At 57.2% G+C, this 17,473-nt stretch carries 13 protein-coding genes; 3 read left to right on the top strand and 10 right to left on the bottom strand.

The genetic code is table 11. The annotated features are described in order from the left end of the window. Window positions 1-385 precede the first annotated feature (385 nt). Window positions 386-2,023, top strand: a complete 1,638-nt coding sequence (gene nadB / locus ETAA8_RS18365) for an L-aspartate oxidase (RefSeq protein ID WP_145091464.1) — start codon at window positions 386-388, stop codon at window positions 2,021-2,023. 207 nt (window positions 2,024-2,230) lie between these two features. Here nadB and atpC read toward each other — a convergent pair whose 3' ends face one another. The 9 genes from atpC to ETAA8_RS18320 all read right to left on the bottom strand — a co-directional run bounded on the left by atpC (window position 2,231) and on the right by ETAA8_RS18320 (window position 10,972). Then, window positions 2,231-2,635 carry an ATP synthase F1 subunit epsilon gene (gene atpC / locus ETAA8_RS18360; RefSeq protein ID WP_145091461.1) on the bottom strand — a complete coding sequence of 135 codons (405 nt, stop codon included), beginning with the start codon at window positions 2,633-2,635 and terminating at the stop codon, window positions 2,231-2,233. 98 nt (window positions 2,636-2,733) lie between these two features. Next, window positions 2,734-4,185, bottom strand: a complete 1,452-nt coding sequence (gene atpD, locus ETAA8_RS18355; protein WP_145091458.1) for a F0F1 ATP synthase subunit beta — start codon at window positions 4,183-4,185, stop codon at window positions 2,734-2,736. Between the two features lie 74 nt (window positions 4,186-4,259). Next, the gene (atpG, locus tag ETAA8_RS18350) at window positions 4,260-5,165 is read right to left on the bottom strand and encodes an ATP synthase F1 subunit gamma (protein WP_145091455.1); all 906 of its coding nucleotides are present in this window, start codon (window positions 5,163-5,165) and stop codon (window positions 4,260-4,262) included. 148 nt (window positions 5,166-5,313) lie between these two features. Next, a complete protein-coding gene (atpA, locus tag ETAA8_RS18345) occupies window positions 5,314-6,831 on the bottom strand; it encodes a F0F1 ATP synthase subunit alpha (RefSeq protein WP_145091452.1) in 1,518 nt (505 codons plus the stop codon). Window positions 6,832-6,957: 126 nt separating this feature from the next. Then, window positions 6,958-7,581 carry an ATP synthase F1 subunit delta gene (gene atpH / locus ETAA8_RS18340; protein WP_145091450.1) on the bottom strand — a complete coding sequence of 208 codons (624 nt, stop codon included), beginning with the start codon at window positions 7,579-7,581 and terminating at the stop codon, window positions 6,958-6,960. 62 nt (window positions 7,582-7,643) lie between these two features. After that, a complete protein-coding gene (gene atpF / locus ETAA8_RS18335; protein ID WP_145091447.1) occupies window positions 7,644-8,399 on the bottom strand; it encodes a F0F1 ATP synthase subunit B in 756 nt (251 codons plus the stop codon). Between the two features lie 65 nt (window positions 8,400-8,464). Continuing rightward, window positions 8,465-8,773: an ATP synthase F0 subunit C gene (gene atpE / locus ETAA8_RS18330; protein WP_391484793.1), complete on the bottom strand. Its 309-nt coding sequence runs from the start codon at window positions 8,771-8,773 to the stop codon at window positions 8,465-8,467. 61 nt (window positions 8,774-8,834) lie between these two features. Further along, window positions 8,835-10,439: a F0F1 ATP synthase subunit A gene (locus tag ETAA8_RS18325; RefSeq protein WP_145091444.1), complete on the bottom strand. Its 1,605-nt coding sequence runs from the start codon at window positions 10,437-10,439 to the stop codon at window positions 8,835-8,837. Between the two features lie 38 nt (window positions 10,440-10,477). Continuing rightward, the gene (locus tag ETAA8_RS18320; protein ID WP_145091441.1) at window positions 10,478-10,972 is read right to left on the bottom strand and encodes a hypothetical protein; all 495 of its coding nucleotides are present in this window, start codon (window positions 10,970-10,972) and stop codon (window positions 10,478-10,480) included. A gap of 985 nt (window positions 10,973-11,957) precedes the next feature. Here ETAA8_RS18320 and ETAA8_RS18310 point away from each other — a divergent pair. Both ETAA8_RS18310 and ETAA8_RS18305 read left to right on the top strand, forming a co-directional pair. Next, window positions 11,958-13,304, top strand: a complete 1,347-nt coding sequence (locus ETAA8_RS18310; RefSeq protein WP_238397416.1) for a DUF4912 domain-containing protein — start codon at window positions 11,958-11,960, stop codon at window positions 13,302-13,304. 178 nt (window positions 13,305-13,482) lie between these two features. Next, on the top strand, window positions 13,483-16,104 hold the full coding sequence (locus tag ETAA8_RS18305; RefSeq protein ID WP_145091435.1) for a peptidase: 2,622 nt from the start codon (window positions 13,483-13,485) through the stop codon (window positions 16,102-16,104). An 86-nt stretch (window positions 16,105-16,190) separates the two neighbouring features. On the opposite strand, the gene gap is transcribed toward ETAA8_RS18305, so the two are convergent. Beyond that, window positions 16,191-17,240, bottom strand: coding sequence for a type I glyceraldehyde-3-phosphate dehydrogenase (gene gap, locus ETAA8_RS18300; protein WP_145091432.1), 1,050 nt, complete (start codon window positions 17,238-17,240; stop codon window positions 16,191-16,193). Window positions 17,241-17,473 lie beyond the last annotated feature (233 nt).

Below are 17,473 nucleotides of genomic sequence, written 5' to 3'. Positions count from 1 at the left end.
GGATTGGGAGAGGTGGATGATGTGCCGAACAATGCCAGAAAATACCATCGGCCAGCCAGACTTCTGGCAAGAGTGCGATCGCCAAAACGAGCACTGCGCACTCGCGCAACCACCAGCGCGAGTTCAGCTTGCCGCGGTTTTGGCGAGCAAGGCATCAGCCGATTAGAGGAGGCTGTAGTGTACTCGCCCGCGGGGCCGCCGTGCCATGCCTGACGCAAGCAGCAAAATCGTTAGAAGACGCAATTTTAATCTTCGCTATCGTCCAGGGAATAGGTCGCGACTCAGGCGAGACTTTCCTTCCCGATCCCACCGGCGTACAGTGCAGGGTTGCTGAACCTCCCGCACGGGTAATCCTCTTCTTTGCCCTCTACGAATTGACAGCGCAATGCCCGTAACGCCTCGCTATTTGGTTTCCTTCACTCCGCGTCGGTTGCCTCATTTCTTCGCCGATGTGCTGATTATTGGCGGTGGTCTGGCTGGGTTGCGGGCGGCGAATGCGATCGATCCTCGCCTGTCGGTGCTGGTGGTCACCAAAGACGCCCTGCTGCAATCGAACAGCAACTATGCCCAGGGGGGAATTGCGGGGGTCATGGACCCGATCGATCGTTTTGAAGATCACGTCAGCGATACGCTCATAGCCGGCGGCTCGCTCTGCGACAAACGTGTCGTCGACATGGTCGTCCGCGAAGCGCCGGAGCGAATTGCCGAACTCGTTGAATGGGGCACCAAGTTCGACGAGAAAGCTGGCCGCATTTTGCTTGGCCGTGAAGGGGGGCACAGCCACAACCGCATAGTCCATGCATTGGGAGATATGACCGGCCGCGAAGTCATGCGGGCCATGGCCGAACATACCATCGCACTCCCCAATGTGCGGATTTGGGAAAACACCTTCACCATCGATCTGCTCACCTACGAGAATTCGTGCCAGGGAGCCATCGTTGCCAATCGCCACGGCGACCAGATGCTGGTCTGGGCGAAGCAAACAGTTCTCACCACCGGGGGCGCGGGGCAGGTCTATCGCGAAACAACCAATCCCTCTGTAGCGACTGGCGATGGTCACTCCATGGCCTATCGCGCTGGAGCAGAGTTGCGCGATATGGAGTTCATGCAGTTTCACCCGACGGTCCTCTATATCGCGGGAGGAAGCCGCAGCTTGATCACCGAGGCCATTCGGGGTGAAGGGGCCAAGTTGGTCGACCGCGACGGCGTACGGTTCATGTCGCAGTACGATCCGCGTCTGGAACTCGCGCCGCGGGATATCGTCTCGCAAGCCATCGTTACGCAGATGGAGAAGACGCGGCATCCTTGCGTCTATCTTGACGTGACCCATCTCGATCGCCAGTTCACCCTCGAACGTTTCCCTGGCATCGCTGCCGCCTGCAAGCAGTTCGGGCTCGATATCACCCGCGATCGGATCCCGGTTCGCCCCGGGGCACATTACATGATTGGGGGTGTGACAGTCGATTTGGCCGGACGGACCACCATCTCTGGTCTGTGGGCTGCGGGAGAGGCAACCTCGTCAGGCTTGCATGGTGCGAATCGGCTCGCTTCGAATAGCCTGCTCGAAGGCCTGGTCTACGGCGCGCATGCGGGGCACGGAGCGTCGCAGTCAGCCCTTGCCATGCCTGGCGACTTTCGCGTCTTTCCCATCGAGTCGCCCCCGCTGGCCGATTCGATCGAGTCGCAAGAACCGCTCGACGTCACCGACATTCGCAACAGCCTCAAAGCCCTCATGTGGCGGGCTTGCGGCGTTCGTCGCACCGCCGAACTTTTGCAGGAAGCTTTAGAAGCCGTCGATCAATGGCGGCGCTATGTACTGTTGCGACAGTTTAACGACGTCGCCGGCTGGGAACTGCAGAACCTCCTCTGCCTGGCGCGGGTGATGATCCAAGCGGCCCTGGCACGAGAAGAATCTCGTGGCACCCACCTCCGCACCGACTTCCCTAAGCTTGACGATGCCTACTGGAATCGGCACATCTGGTTCCAGCATTCGGGCACTGCTGAGAGTACTGGCGTCACTTAGTAGCGCGTCGACGTAACTTTTGTAATCGCGTCGCCAGCACGTCCTAAATGTCCAATTATCAACCCACTCTAATGGGTGGTAATTTGCGCTTTTGCCGAGAAATATTGACGATCACGGCCGAAAAAGAGTCGAATTGTTGAACACCACCCGATTAGGGCGGTTCCGAGTTACGTCAAACTTCTGCGCCTCTTTTGCAGGCAATAATGCCTATGCCTTGGCGTGTTTTGCCACACGGATTTGAGCGCGGGCTTGAAGAATGGCGCGGTCGCGAAGGGCGAGCAGTTCGTCGGTGGTGGCGGGCTTGGCTTGGGCGGTAACGAGCGCCGCCTGGGCAACGGTCACGTCGAGCTTGGCGGCGGGAACGGCTCGGTTAGTTAGGACTGAGACCACGTTATCGACGACTTGCACGAAGCCGCCGTCGATATAGTAGTGCAGCTCTTTGCCGCCAGTCTTAATCCGCATCTCGCCAAAGCCCAGGCGACCGATTAGCGGGCTGTGGTCCACGGCGATGCCGATTTCGCCGTCGAACAGCGGCAGCGCGACAAACTCGGCCTCTTGTTCGAGGGCCGTTTGTTCCGGCGTGACGACGACGACTTGCAACATCTTGGCCATAGCGAGTCTGATAACAAAACAAGTAGCGGAATTCGCCAGAATTCCGAGATGTACCTGGGCTCACTGAATTCTGGCGAATCCAGCTACGGTTTTGAATCCTACTTCTTCAGCGACTTCTTGTATTGCTCTTCGGCCTGTTCGATGGGGCCGACATACATGAATGCATCTTCCGGCAGGTGATCCCACTTGCCGCTGCAGAGTTCATCGAAGCTACGGATCGTATCGGCAATGCTGGTGTATTCGCCAGCTTTACCGGTGAAGACTTCGGCGACGAAGAACGGCTGCGAGAGGAAGCGTTCGATGCGGCGGGCACGATGCACGACGAGTTTGTCTTCTTCCGACAATTCGTCCACACCGAGAATTGCAATGATGTCTTGCAATTCGCGATAACGTTGCAGAGTGGTCTGCACGCGACGAGCAACCGCGTAATGCTTTTCGCCCACCACCTGCGGATCGAGAATTCGGCTCGACGATGCGAGCGGATCCACCGCAGGATAAATACCTTTTTCCGAGATCGAACGTTCGAGATAAAGGAACGCATCGAGCTGGCCGAACGCAGTGGCCGGAGCAGGGTCGGTCGGATCGTCAGCAGGAACGTAAACGGCTTGTACCGACGTGATAGCGCCCTTGTTGGTCGAAGCGATCCGTTCTTGAAGCGCACCCATTTCGGTCGCCAGGGTCGGTTGATAACCCACCGCCGAAGGCATACGCCCGAGAAGCGCGGATACTTCCGAACCCGCTTGCGAGAAGCGGAAGATGTTATCGACGAACAGCAGCGTGTCTTTGCCGGTCGTATCGCGGAAGTATTCGGCCATGGTGAGTGCCGACAGCGCCACTCGGAGACGAGCACCTGGTGGCTCATTCATTTGACCGAACACCATGCAGGTCTGGTCGATCACGTGCCGGCCCGTCTTGCCAATTTCGGCCTCTTGCATTTCGAGCCACAGATCGGTTCCTTCGCGAGTTCGTTCACCGACGCCGGCAAACACCGAGTAACCACCGTGCTTCGAAGCAATACGAGCGATAAGTTCGGTGAGAATAACCGTCTTACCCAGACCGGCACCACCGAACAAACCGGCCTTACCACCGCGGACGAACGGAGTGAGGAGGTCGATGACCTTAATACCGGTTTCGAACAGCTCGACGCTCGACGACAGGTCGGTGAGCTTCGGCGGATCGCGATGGATGGCCCAATGTTCGGTCGCATTCACAGGACCGCGACCATCGATGGGCTTGCCGAGCAAGTTGAACACGCGACCCAGCGTGCAATCGCCAACGGGCACCTTCACAGGGCCGCCGGTGTCGATCACTTCCATGCCGCGAAACAAACCTTCGGTGCTCCCGAGAGCCACGCAGCGAACGCGACCGCCACCGATTTGGGCCTGGATCTCGCCCGTGATGTCGATCTCGATTCCCTTGTGCTTCGAAGTGACCGTGACGGCATTGAAAATGGCCGGCATCTGATTCTCGGGGAATTCGACGTCGAAAGTCGCACCGATCACTTGAGTGATGCGGCCGACGTTCGTGGTGGGAGCGGTTGCAGTTGCCATGTGTTTGCTCTACTAAAATCGATTGCGTTGTTTAAATGTGTGCGAAGGAGGAGCAGGCTACGAACCCGGTAGGGTTACTTCTTGAGAGCCTCGACACCGCCGATGATTTCCATGATTTCGCCCGTAATCTGCGATTGGCGGGCGCGGTTGTAAGTGGTCGACAAAGACTTGATCATTTCCGAAGCGTTCTCGGTGGCCGACTTCATGGCGACCATGCGGGCGATCTGTTCGCTGACCGCCGCATCGAGAAAGCATTTGAACAGCTTGGCCCGGAAACTGGCCGGTACCACTTCTTCCAAAATGCTTTCGGCCGAAGGCATGAATTCGTACATCACATCGCCGGTGGCCTTGGCTCCGCCTGCCGCGTCTTTACCACTGGCTGCACCGGGAACCGCCAGAGAATCGAACGGGAGCAATGTTTCGACTACCGCCACCTGCCGCGAGCTGCTGATGAATTTGACGTAGGCGACGTCCAGACGGTCGATCTTGCCCGTGATGTACATTTCGAGGAAGCGATTGGCGATCGCCTCGACATCTTCGAACTTCGGTTGATCTTCGAACTTTGTATAGCTTTCGTCGACGTTCAACTTACGGAATTTGAACGCCGCGAGACCACGCTTGCCCGAGACTTCGACTCGCACACTCGGAACCGACCGCTTCAATTCTTCGAGCCGAGCCAGACCGGCTCGAAGCACGCTGCCGTTGTAACCGCCGCACAAACCACGATTGGCGGTGAGAATCAGCAGCGTCGCGTTCTTCGTCTCGGGATGTGCTTCCAGCAGCGGATGGCTGACTTGCAGGCCCGCCTTGGCGAGCCCGGCGACGACTTCGGTAATCTTTTTGGTGTAGGCCGTGGCTGCAGTGGCCCGGTCCATCGCCTTTTTGAATCGCGCGGTGGCGATCAATTCCATCGTCCGCGTAATCTTGCGGATATTGCGGATGGACTTGCGGCGTTTATCGAGTGCCCGCGCTTTGGCCATGACGTTCTAGTTTCGAAAATGTTTACTGTGTCACGCCCCCGGCCCTGTGCCGGGGGTTTAGCGGCTTTTGCACAAGTTTGTTGCGCCACCCGCAGTAGTGCAAAAACCGGTGAGCCCCCGCCGCAGGGGCGGGGGCGGTTTTGAATCATTAGACCTTCTTGAACAGCTTCTTGAAGTCGGCGATTGCTGCATTGATCGCGTCCTTCACCTCGGCCGTTAGTTCCTTCTTCTCAGCCAGCAGGTTGCGGGCGGCAGACTTTTGATCCTTCATGTACGCGAGGAATTCGGTTTCAAAGCGGCGCACTTGATTAATCGGCACATCGTCCATACCGCCAGCGTTGGCAGTGTAGATGACGAGAATCTGGTCGATGACGTCGAGCGGCGAGTACTGCGGTTGCTTGAGGAGTTCGACCATTCGGTAACCGCGGTCGAGCTTGCTCTGCGTGGCAGCGTCGAGGTCGGTACCGAGTTGAGCGAAGGCTTCCAGTTCGCGGAACGCAGCGAGGGCCAGACGCAAACCACCGGCCACTTCGCGCGCCTTCATGGCTTTGATCTGAGCTGAGCCACCCACGCGAGAAACCGAGATACCGACGTTCATCGCCGGGCGCACACCCTTGAAGAACAAGTCGGGCTGCAGGTAAATCTGACCGTCGGTGATCGAGATCACGTTCGTCGGAATGTAGGCCGAAACTTCGCCTTCGAGCGTCTCGATGATCGGCAGCGAAGTCAGCGAACCACCACCCAGTTCCTTCGACATCTTCGAAGAACGTTCGAGCAGACGGCTGTGGTTATAGAACACGTCACCCGGATAAGCTTCGCGCCCCGGCGGACGACGCACCAGCAGCGAAATCTGGCGATAGGCCTGAGCTTGCTTCGACAAGTCGTCGTAGACAATCAGAGCGTGTTCGCCCTTGTACATAAAGAACTCAGCCATCGCGGTGCCCGCTGCTGCAGCATACACCTGCAACGCAGCAGGAGCACTTGCACCGGCGAGCACGACGGTGGTGTATTCCATCGCACCCTTTTCTTCGAGCACACGGACAGCATTGGCAACCGACGATTCCTTTTGGCCAATTGCCACATAGAAACACTTAACACCCTTCCCCTTTTGATTGAGGATGGTGTCGATGGCGATCGTCGTCTTGCCCGTCTTGCGGTCGCCAATGATGAGTTCGCGTTGTCCGCGACCAATCGGCGTCATCGCGTCGATGGCCTTGATACCCGTTTGCAGCGGTTCCTTCACCGGTTGGCGTTCGGCCACACCGGGGGAGGTACCTTCGACGTTGCGGAACTCGGTGGTGACGATCGGGCCCTTGCCATCGAGCGGGTTACCGAGGGGATCGACCACGCGGCCGATGACGGCTTCACCGACCGGCACGCTAAGCAGCTTGCCCAGCGAACGAACTTCGTCCCCTTCGTTGATCGCCAGGTAGTCACCCAGCACGGCGATGCTGACGCTGCTCTCTTCGAGATTGAACACCACGCCGCGAACGCCAGAGGGGAATTCGACCATTTCGCCGCTCATGGCGCTCGATAGGCCGTAGACTCGCGCCATACCGTCGCCCACTTCGAGCACGGTGCCGACTTCGCGAACGTCGATCTGGCTTTCGTAGTGCTCGATCTCGCGTTGAATGACCGAGGCAATCTCATCAGCATTAAATTTCATGGCAAACCTCTAATCGACTGACTTCAGTTTTGCTTCGAATCGAAGGGAACTGCTGACCAGTCGTGGGATGTTCTAGTTGTGCGAGCTATTCGTGTTCGTGAATGGTTGTAATTTGGGGGGAGCAGATTAAGTCGCGGTGAAGCGCGGGAGCGAATCGCGAATGGCCTGCGACGTTTGCTGCAGGGCGACCGTTTTCATCCGTTGCAGTTGCGACGACACACTGCCGTCGTACAGCGTATCGCCAATGCGGACGACCAAACCGCCGAGCAATTCCGGATCGATCTGTACGTTGAGCGTGACCTTCCGCTTGAGTACTTCGCCGAGTCTGGCCGCGATTCGGTCCCGCAGCGGATTGCTGAGGGGATAGGCAGCACGAATCGAGACTTCGATCTGGCCCAGCACTTCGCTTTGCAGCTTGCGATAGGCCTTCAGGATGTCGGCGAGGCATTCAAAACGGTTGTGACGAGCGAGGACCTTGAGGAAGTTGAGCAGTACGCCACTCATCTTGCCGGCAAAGGCCTTATCGAGCAGCGCGACCTTCTCTTCGAGTGCGATTCGTGGCGACGACAGGGTCATTCGCAGCGCGGGCACTTTCTTGAGCACGTCGGTTTGAAACGACTCGAGTTCTTCCAGCACGTCAGCCACCTTACCGCTCGACTCCGCCGCGCCGAATAGCGCCTTGGCGTAGACCAAGCCCAATTTCTCGCGGCCTGCGTCGAACGTGCTTTCGGACTGCTCGGTGTCAGCCATCGGAGGTGGTGCCTTGCTGCAGTGAAGTCAAACGAGACGAATCGTGTCGGAGACGGAGCGAACTAGTTCAACTTGGAAAACTTGCCCAAAGCGTCGGTGACGAGTTGGTCGTGATCTTCGGGCTTCAGCTCGCGCCGCACGATGCTGCTGGCGAGTGAAATGGCCGTGTTCACGCTCTTCTCGGCAATTTGCTGCAGGGCTGCATTCTTGGCAATGGTGATGTCGTCGATGGCGCGTTCGCGTTCCTTGGTGGCCGCATCTTTGGCTTCTGCCAGGATCCGATCCTTAGCTGCTTCGGCATCGGTGCGAGCCTGTCCCACAATCTGCCGAGCTTCCTCAGTGGCAGCGGCCAACTTCGCTTCGTACGAACGAAGCTGAGCTTCTGCCTGCTCCTGAGCTAGCCGCGCCTGATCGATCATGCTGGCGATGTGGCTCTCGCGGCTGTCGAGGCCCGAAATGATCGGTCCCCAGGCAAACTTGGCAAGCAACACCAGCAACAGGATGAAGATGACGAACGTAGCAATTGCCAGATCGAACCGCATTTCCTGCGGGGCTTTCAAGCCGGCCGAAGCATTGGCATGCGTATTGTCGAACTCATCGTGGTGCGCATGATCGCCGCCAGCAGCATGTGAGTGGCCGTGGTCGTCAGCCTTCTTCTCGGCTGGCGATTCCTCACTCTTCGCTTCGACCTTCCCAGCCTCAGCGGGAGCAGCTGACTTGGCTTCAGGTTCTTTCGATTCCTGAGCTTGCAGCGTGCCACCCACAACGGCCACGACGGCGAACAAAGCGACTACCGACAAACAAAGCTTTCGCAACATGGCTAACCAATCCTGGGGCCCACAAAGAGCGCAGACAAAGCAGCGACGCTAACTGCCGCCGATACTTAGGTACCGAGGAAGCAAACGACCAGTGCGAAGAAGGTGAAACCTTCGATCAGAGCCGCGGCGATAATCATCGCGGTTTGAATGCTGCCGGCGACTTCAGGCTGACGGGCCATGCTTTCGAGAGCCGAGCTGGCCAACTTGCCGATGCCCATGGCTGCACCCACAGTGGTGATGGCAGCACCAAAGTAGCGGTCAAAACGGATCAGCGGGGCCTTTTCGACAAGTTCTTTAGCTTCTTGAGCGAAGCCAGGCGTCGCACAAAGAACGAGAGCGAAAAACAGAGCGGTCAGCAGAGCGGTCTTCTTCACAACAAAACTCCTTGAACAGAAACGAATATGCGTTACCAGGAAAGGGAAATCAAAATCAGCTTTAATGCTTGTGGATCGCGGCACCAATGAAGAGCGCCGAGAGCAACGTAAACACATAAGCCTGCAAAAAGGCCACAAACAATTCGAGCATGCTGAGCAAGGCACACCCAACGACAGCTGCCGAGGCGGCCACCCACCACATCACGCCCACCGTGCCATCGGGCGCGGTGAAGGTCATGGCAGCTTGGGCACCAAAAGCCACACCCATGATGGCAAGCAGCACCAAGTGACCGGCCACCATGTTGGCGAGCAAACGTACGGAAAGCACAGCGTGCTTGATGACCAGACCGAGAATTTCAATCAGGAAAATGGCGGGCTTCATGACAATTGCCATGTACCAGGGCATGTCCATGGTCGGCACTTGATTGGCAAAGAAGCCAATGAATCCGAATTCGCCCATGCCAGCAATTACGACGGTGGCAAAGGTGATTAAAGCCAGGGCGAACGTCACACCCCAAGCACTTGTTGGCGCGCCGACCCAGGGGAGCATGCCCGCCAGGTTGCAACCCAACACAAAGAAGAAAATTGTGCAGAGGAGCGGTGTAAAACGAGTGGCCGGACTGACGTGATGTTCGTGGTGACCCGGTTTCGTCGAATGGCCTGGCCCGGCATGGGGATAGGCACCATGAGCGTGGTCATCATGCGAAAGAGCGACAGCATTGCCGGCCGCGTCGACCTTGTGGCCGTGCTTTACTTCGGCATGGTCGCCATGCGCATGGCCCTCATCATGATGTTCGTCGTGGTGACCGCCGCCGATGGCCGGTTCAGCGATTTCTTTGCGAATAAAGACCACGAACGTTTCCAGCAGATTCCAAATTCGCCCCTTGGGTGCGCCGCCTTTAATCACGCGGCGAGCGAGCCAGCTGAACAGAATGGCCAGAATCAAACCGACGGCCAATTCGATCAGCATGTACTTCGAAATGGTCACGCCCGATTCGCGCTCGTGCAGATTGCGCAACCGACCGAAGGGCTGTGGAATCAAGATTTTGCCGGAGAGATTGTTACTGTACCCAGCGAGCTTCTCGGGGCTCCACTGAAACTCTTTCTCTTCCGACTTGACGAAGTCTTTCACGCCCTGCGTCGCGATGGCCGCCTTCGCTTTTTCCCACGCTGCAGGAAAAGCCGGATCGGTCCCATACTTCAGCATGTAGGCATGGTAATCGCCGGGGACGTTATCGCCCGACTTCAAAAACTGTTCAAACGTGTACTTATTAGCATCGCGCACGGCTTCCGATCGCGTACTCGCTGGCTGCCGCTTGGCCAGAGCAACTTGCTTGGCCTTCCACGTATTGAACTCCGCAACTTTTGCGTCGTACTTGGCCTTGAGGAATTCATCGAAGGGCTTGCCGTGATGGGCAGCGTCGCCGTGTGCCCATTCGTGCCAATCGTGATGGGCCGTTTCTTCGGGCGGCAGGACGACGCCCAAGTTGTGCGTCAGTTCATGGTACTGTTTATGGAATTCGAAGTCTTGAAATTGGCCATCGAGTTCAACCCACACCGGGCTCAATTCCGCCACGTCAGCGGCCGACTTGAAAGTCCGTGGCCACAAGACCTTCGGAACTTCGAAGAAGTACGCGTCTTTGATATGCAGAATGGGATCAGCCATAGGTTTTTTTGAACGCCGTAGCGTTAACTTGAATTTCGCTAGGGAGTAAGCTTGCCCGCCAACTCGCTCGCTGTGGCATCGCCCGCAGGTGCCAGCGGCTTCTTCACCAAGGGCGAAGTGCCGCCCAGTAGGTGAACTGCCAGGCCAGTTTCGGCAAACAAAGCGAGAAAGTAGTTACCCAGCAGAAACGGCAACAAGAATGCATCAACCCAAAAGGGTGATTGATTAACAAGGTACATGGCAGCTGCCAGTGGCAGAATCATGCGGAACATCATGGCGAAGAGCACAGCCCCCAGGCCTTGGCCCAGTTGCTTGCCCAGCAGGACCAAGATCAAAGAGAAAAACGCTGCGCCCCAACAGAGCGCCCAGCCAACAGCTGCCCCTGAAAAGAAGCGATTACCGCCCAGCAGCCAGGCAATAAAGAGCGAACCGGCCAGAGCCAAGATCACGAAGCCACTGAAGATCGCGCACGCGCTGACCCAACCTCGTAAGAGCGAGACCGGCTGAGCAGCAGCTTCACGTGCCTGCGTCACGATCAGGATCCTCGTCAGGAGCTCGTTTCTTTGACCCACGTTTAGCCAAAGCGAGCAACTGAATGGTGCCAACGACTACCCCCAGCCCAATTCCAACCAGAACGCAAAACTGCGTTCCGAGCCGGCCATCGATGTACCAACCAATCAATCCGGGAACCACCATCCCCACCGCGATGGAACTGGCCGAAACAGCCAGATGCATCAGCTCGCCGTAGGAGTTTTGGGCATCAGAGGGACGCACAAGACACCGCTTGGGAGAAGAGCGGGAAGGGGCGCGATAATTGGTAGGCGATCGTCAGGCTCGACTGAAACTGGAACCAACGGGACGTGCCGTGGAATGACAATTCCTTAAGCGGCTGGGGAAAGAGGCTAAATGTAACGACGGTGGTAGCAATGGTCAACCGACCAGGAGGGGTAATTCGTGTAATTTTTCACAAAGTCCGACCTCAGGACTGCAACCATCTTAATAGTAAAGACTTGTGAACATTCAGAAGGTTCGCGATTTGACCAAAAGAAGTGAACTCCCGGCTCAAATCAGCAAGTCATCAACAAGTGGTGATCTGTTGTGATAGCAGCGCCCTTAAATTCCGATAATGCGTCCTGTAGGTACGACACCGTGACACGAGGGAAGATTATCCGCCACAAACGCTTACAACCGAGTTCGGGGAGATTGCAGTCTGGGGGGAGTTCAATTACATTGAAGAGAGCAGGTTCGATGGGACTCTGACAATCGGTGCTGAGCACCGGGTGCAGTCCGTTAGGCTCTTGACAAGGTCTACGGAATTCCACCGAATCGATTTGTATTGCTAGCTGCCGTCAAGGAGATGGGCAGTCTGACGACCAATGACGTTAAAGCTTGGCGGGATTGAAGTTCCGTCGTTGGTCGGCTTGGTTTTGACCGGTCATGGATGGCGCTGAACACCAGAACCCGACGCTTGTAACCACTCAGTGGCACGCGTTGGGGCAAAGGATGGAGGTTAGCGTCTTGATTACCACTGCTTCGTCGCTGAAAAGCCAATCGCTAAAAGATCTTACGCGCCTCGCCAAGAAGAACGGTGTAACCGTTGGTCAGTCGATGCGAAAGGACGACCTGGTGAAGGCCCTCCTGCGCAAATCGAAGCCGAAGAAGGCACCCCCCAAGGCCATTGCCGCCAAAGTCAGCGCTGCGAAACCGGTTGCTGCCAAACCGGTTGCAGCCAAAGCGGTTTCTGGCAAAGCTGTGGCCGCCAAGTCAATGCCGGCAAAGCCCGCTCCGAAGTCGATCGTCGCTAAACCTCAAGGTGTTTCGGCCAATCGGAAGTCACCTGGACCAAAATCGCCAGCTCCTAAGGCTCCACCGCGCCCCACCAACGGCAAGGCCCACGCCGCGCATTCCAATGGTGTGCATAAGCCCCATAGCAAGGCCAAGCCAGTTGCCACCAAGCGCGAAGAAAAAATCAGCCAGAGAATTCACGAGCAGCAAGCCTTCCGTGAACGGTTAAAGGATTTGTCGACGGCCTACACCAAGGCCGGCACCATCGCCAAGAAGGGTACCGACAAGGATCGCCTGGTGCTGATGGTTCGCGACCCCTACTGGCTGCAGGTTTCGTGGCAGGTGACTCGCGTCAGCGTGAAACGCGCTGAAGCTGCCCTGGCCGAACAATGGCACGGAGCACGACCGATCTTGCGTCTGATGGAGGTCGATGGCGGCACCACAACCAGCACCGCTGAACGTGTGGTTCGCGAAATTGATGTCCACGGCGGCGTGACGAATTGGTACATCGATGTGCCGAATCCTCCGCACAGCTACCGGGCTGATCTCGGTTACATCGCGACCAACGGCAAGTTCTTTTCGATTTGTCGTAGCAACTCGGTTTCGACGCCGCCTCCGGACACTTCCGACGCGATCGACGAAAACTGGAGCGACATTGCCGAGAACTACGAGAAGGTCTACGCGATGAGCGGTGGCTACTCGGAAGAAAGCTCCAGTGGTGAATTGCAGGAACTATTCGAAGAACGCCTGCAACGGCCGATGACTCCGCCTTCGAGCAATCAGTTTGGCGTGGGTGCCGATCGGGTTATCAACAAGCATCGCGACTTCCGCTTCAACGTCGATGCCGAAATGATCGTCTTCGGTGCCACCAAGCCCGATGCTCGCGTCACTCTGGCTGGCGAACCCGTCAAGCTCCGTCCCGACGGCAGCTTTACGATTCGCTTGAGCATGCCCGATAAGCGGCAGGTTCTGCCTGTTGTCTCGAGCAGTGCCGATGGCGTCGAACAACGGACCGTAGTCATCGCCGTAGAGCGCAACACGAAGGTTCTCGAACCGATGGTTCGCGAACAGAACGACTAGTCGGTGCTTGCACGACGACTTAACTAACCCTTACAGCCGTGACGGAATGTCGCGGCTGCATTTGTTTCCGCCCGGCAAACTCCCGACTTACGTTGACTTGCCTTCCCAACCGGTCACAATAGAATCGTGCGGGCTTGTCGATTAGCCGGCTGTCTCTCAGCCGATAGGAGTGGCTGCAATGCACGATCGTCGTCTCTCCCAGCGGACACTTCTTGTCCTGCTGATGGTGTCATTCTACATTTCGCCACCATCTGTTTTGGCAGAAGTCATCACGCTTAAGAACGGTCTGCGTATCGAAGGCAAGGTCGACAAGCTCGGCAATCTCGGAGCCAATCCGCTGCAGGGCAACACGGTGGGCGATGTGGCAACGAAAGAGATCGTCATCATCGACGACGATCTCCGCCGCGTCTTCGTCGGCCAAAAGCAAGTACTCACCTTCGGCGACTCGCCCCTCAGCAGTTTCGAGCGAATCAAACTGCAGCAAGCCGTTGCGTCAGCTGGCCCGGGCATCGCCTCGGTCGGTCCAATTGTGAAGGTCACCCCCTTCGATAAGTACGGCCGCCGCATCTTCACCATGGCGGGCAATAAGGGAAACATCGACGTCATTCAAGGAATCACCGAGATCACGCCGCGCTATACCAAGGTCGAAGCGCTGACCCGCGGCAGTTATCAGTACGTTTGGTCGATGCAGGTTGCGACAACGTCGATCCCGCGCGAGACGCTCAGCGAAATCTTGATGCACCGCATCGATCCCAAGAACCCCGAACAGCGGCTGAGCATCGTCAAGCTTTATCTGCAAGCTCAACGCATTCAAGATGCTCGCACCGAACTCGAAGCGATCATTCGCGACTTTCCGAACCTGGCCAACTTGCAGGATCAGGTGAAGGCGTTGCGTCAAACCGGCGCGAACATGCTGCTGAAAGAAATTCAGCTGCGGCGCGATGCGGGGCAGCATCAATTGGCCATCAGCATGCTGACGAATTATCCGGCTGAAGGCGTGGCTGGCGAGTCGCAGCTCAAAGCGCGCGACATGCTCGCGGAATACGACGATGTCAAAGCCAAAGGAGAACGAGTCCTAGCGCTGATGAGTGAACATGCCTCACAAATCAAAGCGCAGGCCACTCGCGATCGTGTCCAGCCAATATGCAACGAAATTGCGACTGAAATGAACATTCATTCGCTCGCGCGCATGGCGGACTACCTCCGATTGTCCGACGACGACAAGACTTCGGCCGAGCAAAAATTGTCACTCGCCATCAGCGGTTGGCTGATGGGGAGCGGCAGCGGCATCGATAATCTGGCGGTCACTCTTTCGCTGGTGCAGGTCCGCGATAAAGTGCGGGCCTATCTGCTCGCGCGGCGCAAGGCCGATCGCGATGTGATCTTAGCCGAAATACAAAGCTTGGAAGGTAGCACTCCCGAGTACATCGCCAAGATCCTGGCTCACATGAAGCCGCCACTCGAAACTTACCCCAAACCCAAGACAGACATTCAAACCGAACCGGAAAAGCCCGCTGCCCCCGCGGCTGTTCCAGTCGTTGCTCCCGTTGCGCCGGCACCAGCTGCGCCCGCGCCGGCCGCAATCCCGCCAGCCGCCGGTGCCAAGGGCAATCCGCTCGATCTCTTGAATCGCGATCTGCGGGCCCGTCCCGCTCCCCCTGGCGCGCTGCAAGTGAACAAGGTTCTGCTGCCAGAGCCAGTCGATGACCGCGATGGCACACCCGTCGGAGCCCAAGCTACCGTCAACGGAATCTCCGGCCTGCTGAAGATACAAACACCTGGGCTCTCGGAAGATCCCATCATTGATTACTACGTTCAACTGCCGCCCGAGTACGATCCGTATCGGCGGTATCCTTGCGTGATTTCGCTCAATGGTGCCGGGACGACGCCGCTGCAACAAGTCGATTGGTGGGCTGGTCCGCATTCGGGCACAGCAGCCATGCGATATGGTCAGGCCACGCGTCATGGCTACATCGTCATCGCGCCTGTTTGGACACGCGAACACCAACGCGAATACGAATACTCAGCCCGCGAACACGCTGCCGTGCTCTATACTCTGCGCGATGCCAGCCGACGGTTTGCTGTCGATACCGACCAGGTGTTTCTCAGTGGGCACTCGATGGGGGCCGATGCTGCCTGGGACATCGGGCTGGCTCATCCCGATCTCTGGGCGGGCGTGATGCCGATTGTCGCGCGGGGCGACAAGTACATTTCGCGCTACTCCGAAAATGGTCGTAACCTGCCCATGTACTTTGTGTGCGGTGAGAAGGACGGCGACAAGTGGCAGAACAACTCGCCCGATTGGGAACGCTACTTAAAGTATGTCGGTTACGATTCCCTGGTCGTGCAATATCAGGGTCGTGGACACGAGCACTTTCACGATGAGATTCAAAACCTGTTCGAATGGATGAATCTGCATCAGCGCAATTTCTTTCCCAAGAAATTCGCCGCGAACACGTTGCGGCCGTGGGATAACTTTTTCTGGTACGTCGAAATGGACCGGATGCCTCCCGTGGGGATGGTGCTGCCGATCCAGTGGCCACCAGGCCGCGGCGTCATCGCGACGAAGGTCGAGGCTTCGATCTTGCCGACGAACGGAATCTCCGTCGATAGTTCGGCGGCCAAGATCACCGTTTGGCTTTCGCCCGATATGATCAATTTCAACGCCAAGCCATTCGTCAGTATCCGCGGCAAGCGGTTCCAGAATATACAACCCGATGTGAGCGTGCTGCTCGAAGATGTGCGCACGCGCGGCGACCGCCAGCATCCGTTCTGGGCTAAGGTCAGCAACGTTCAGTAGCCCATTCGAATTCGACTCACGAAAAAGCCCGGCTGAAGATGCTTCAGCCGGGCTTTTGTTTTAGTGATTAGCGATCGACCAACGGCTTACAGGCCTTTGCTGATCATCAGCTTGAGCAGGTCGCAAACGCGGTTGCTGTAACCCCATTCGTTGTCGTACCAGCTGATGATCTTGAAGAACTTGCTGTTGAGTTCGATGCCCGAGCCCTTGTCGAAGATCGACGAGCTCTTGCAGTGGATGAAGTCGCTGCTGACGACTTCGTCTTCGGTGTAATCGAGAATGCCCTTGAGGTAGGTTTCGCTGGCCTTCTTGAAGGCGGCGGCGATTTCGGCGTAGCTGGTTTCCTTGACGGTCTTCACGGTCAAGTCGACGGCCGAAACGGTGGCGGTCGGCACGCGGAAGGCCATGCCGGTCAGCTTGCCCTTCACTTCGGGGCAAACGAGAGCCACAGCGCGAGCGGCACCGGTGGTGCTGGGAATGATGTTCTGAGCGGCAGCGCGACCACCCTTCCAGTCCTTCTTACTTGGGCCGTCCACGGTCTTTTGCGTGGCGGTATACGAGTGAACCGTGGTCATCAGACCTTCGTCGATGCCGAAGCCTTCCTTCAAAAGCACGTGGACGAGCGGTGCGAGGCAGTTTGTCGTGCAACTGGCGTTGCTGACAATGTTGTGGGCCTTGGCATCATATTTGTCATCATTCACACCCATCACGATCGTGATGTCTTCGCCCTTCGCGGGGGCGGTGATGATGACCTTCTTGGCACCAGCAGTGATGTGCCCCTTAGCTTTTTCAGCTTCGGTGAAGAGGCCGGTCGATTCGATGACGACATCGACGTTCATGGCCTTCCAAGGCAATTCGGCAGGAGACTTGGCGCTGACAACGGCAATGTCCTTGCCGTTGACGACCAACACATCGTCTTCAGCCTTGTCAGCAGCTGACTTCTTCGAGCTGAACTCGCCACCAAAGCGACCTTGGATGGAGTCGTACTTGAGCAGGTAAGCCAGGTTATCGGCCGGGACAATATCGCCGACGGCGACTACTTCGACGTCCTTGCCGACGATCCCCTGTTCAACCATCGCCCGGAAAACCAAGCGGCCGATGCGACCAAAACCGTTGATTGCGACACGAACCGCCATGACAAGTCTCCGAGAAGGTTGGCAACTGAGTAATTTTGCGATATTCTATCGGCCGCGAAACCGGCGTCCAAGGGGCCAAAATGCCGTCGGACGCGAGATATTCCGCCCTTATCGACAGAACTTTACTAATGGTCCGCCGCGTGCCACAAGTGACCATTTATGGCTCGATGAAGAGCCTTAAGCCGCTAGCAAATCTGTTTTAGCGTGCCGCAGTCTTCGCCTGCGCTACCAGT

It is taken from the genome of Anatilimnocola aggregata (assembly GCF_007747655.1).
In the GTDB taxonomy this organism is placed as follows: domain Bacteria; phylum Planctomycetota; class Planctomycetia; order Pirellulales; family Pirellulaceae; genus Anatilimnocola; species Anatilimnocola aggregata.
This window is presented reverse-complemented; position numbering and strand designations above follow the sequence as displayed.

Excerpts from the sequence above, each read along its gene's own strand:
- nadB (WP_145091464.1), top strand. The coding sequence starts at position 386 with ATGCCCGTAACGCCTCGCTATTTGGTTTCCTTCACTCCGCGTCGGTTG.
- atpC (WP_145091461.1), bottom strand. The coding sequence starts at position 2,635 with ATGGCCAAGATGTTGCAAGTCGTCGTCGTCACGCCGGAACAAACGGCC.
- atpD (WP_145091458.1), bottom strand. The coding sequence starts at position 4,185 with ATGGCAACTGCAACCGCTCCCACCACGAACGTCGGCCGCATCACTCAA.
- atpG (WP_145091455.1), bottom strand. The coding sequence starts at position 5,165 with ATGGCCAAAGCGCGGGCACTCGATAAACGCCGCAAGTCCATCCGCAAT.
- atpA (WP_145091452.1), bottom strand. The coding sequence starts at position 6,831 with ATGAAATTTAATGCTGATGAGATTGCCTCGGTCATTCAACGCGAGATC.
- atpH (WP_145091450.1), bottom strand. The coding sequence starts at position 7,581 with ATGGCTGACACCGAGCAGTCCGAAAGCACGTTCGACGCAGGCCGCGAG.
- atpF (WP_145091447.1), bottom strand. The coding sequence starts at position 8,399 with ATGTTGCGAAAGCTTTGTTTGTCGGTAGTCGCTTTGTTCGCCGTCGTG.
- ETAA8_RS18325 (WP_145091444.1), bottom strand. The coding sequence starts at position 10,439 with ATGGCTGATCCCATTCTGCATATCAAAGACGCGTACTTCTTCGAAGTT.
- ETAA8_RS18305 (WP_145091435.1), top strand. The coding sequence starts at position 13,483 with ATGCACGATCGTCGTCTCTCCCAGCGGACACTTCTTGTCCTGCTGATG.
- gap (WP_145091432.1), bottom strand. The coding sequence starts at position 17,240 with ATGGCGGTTCGTGTCGCAATCAACGGTTTTGGTCGCATCGGCCGCTTG.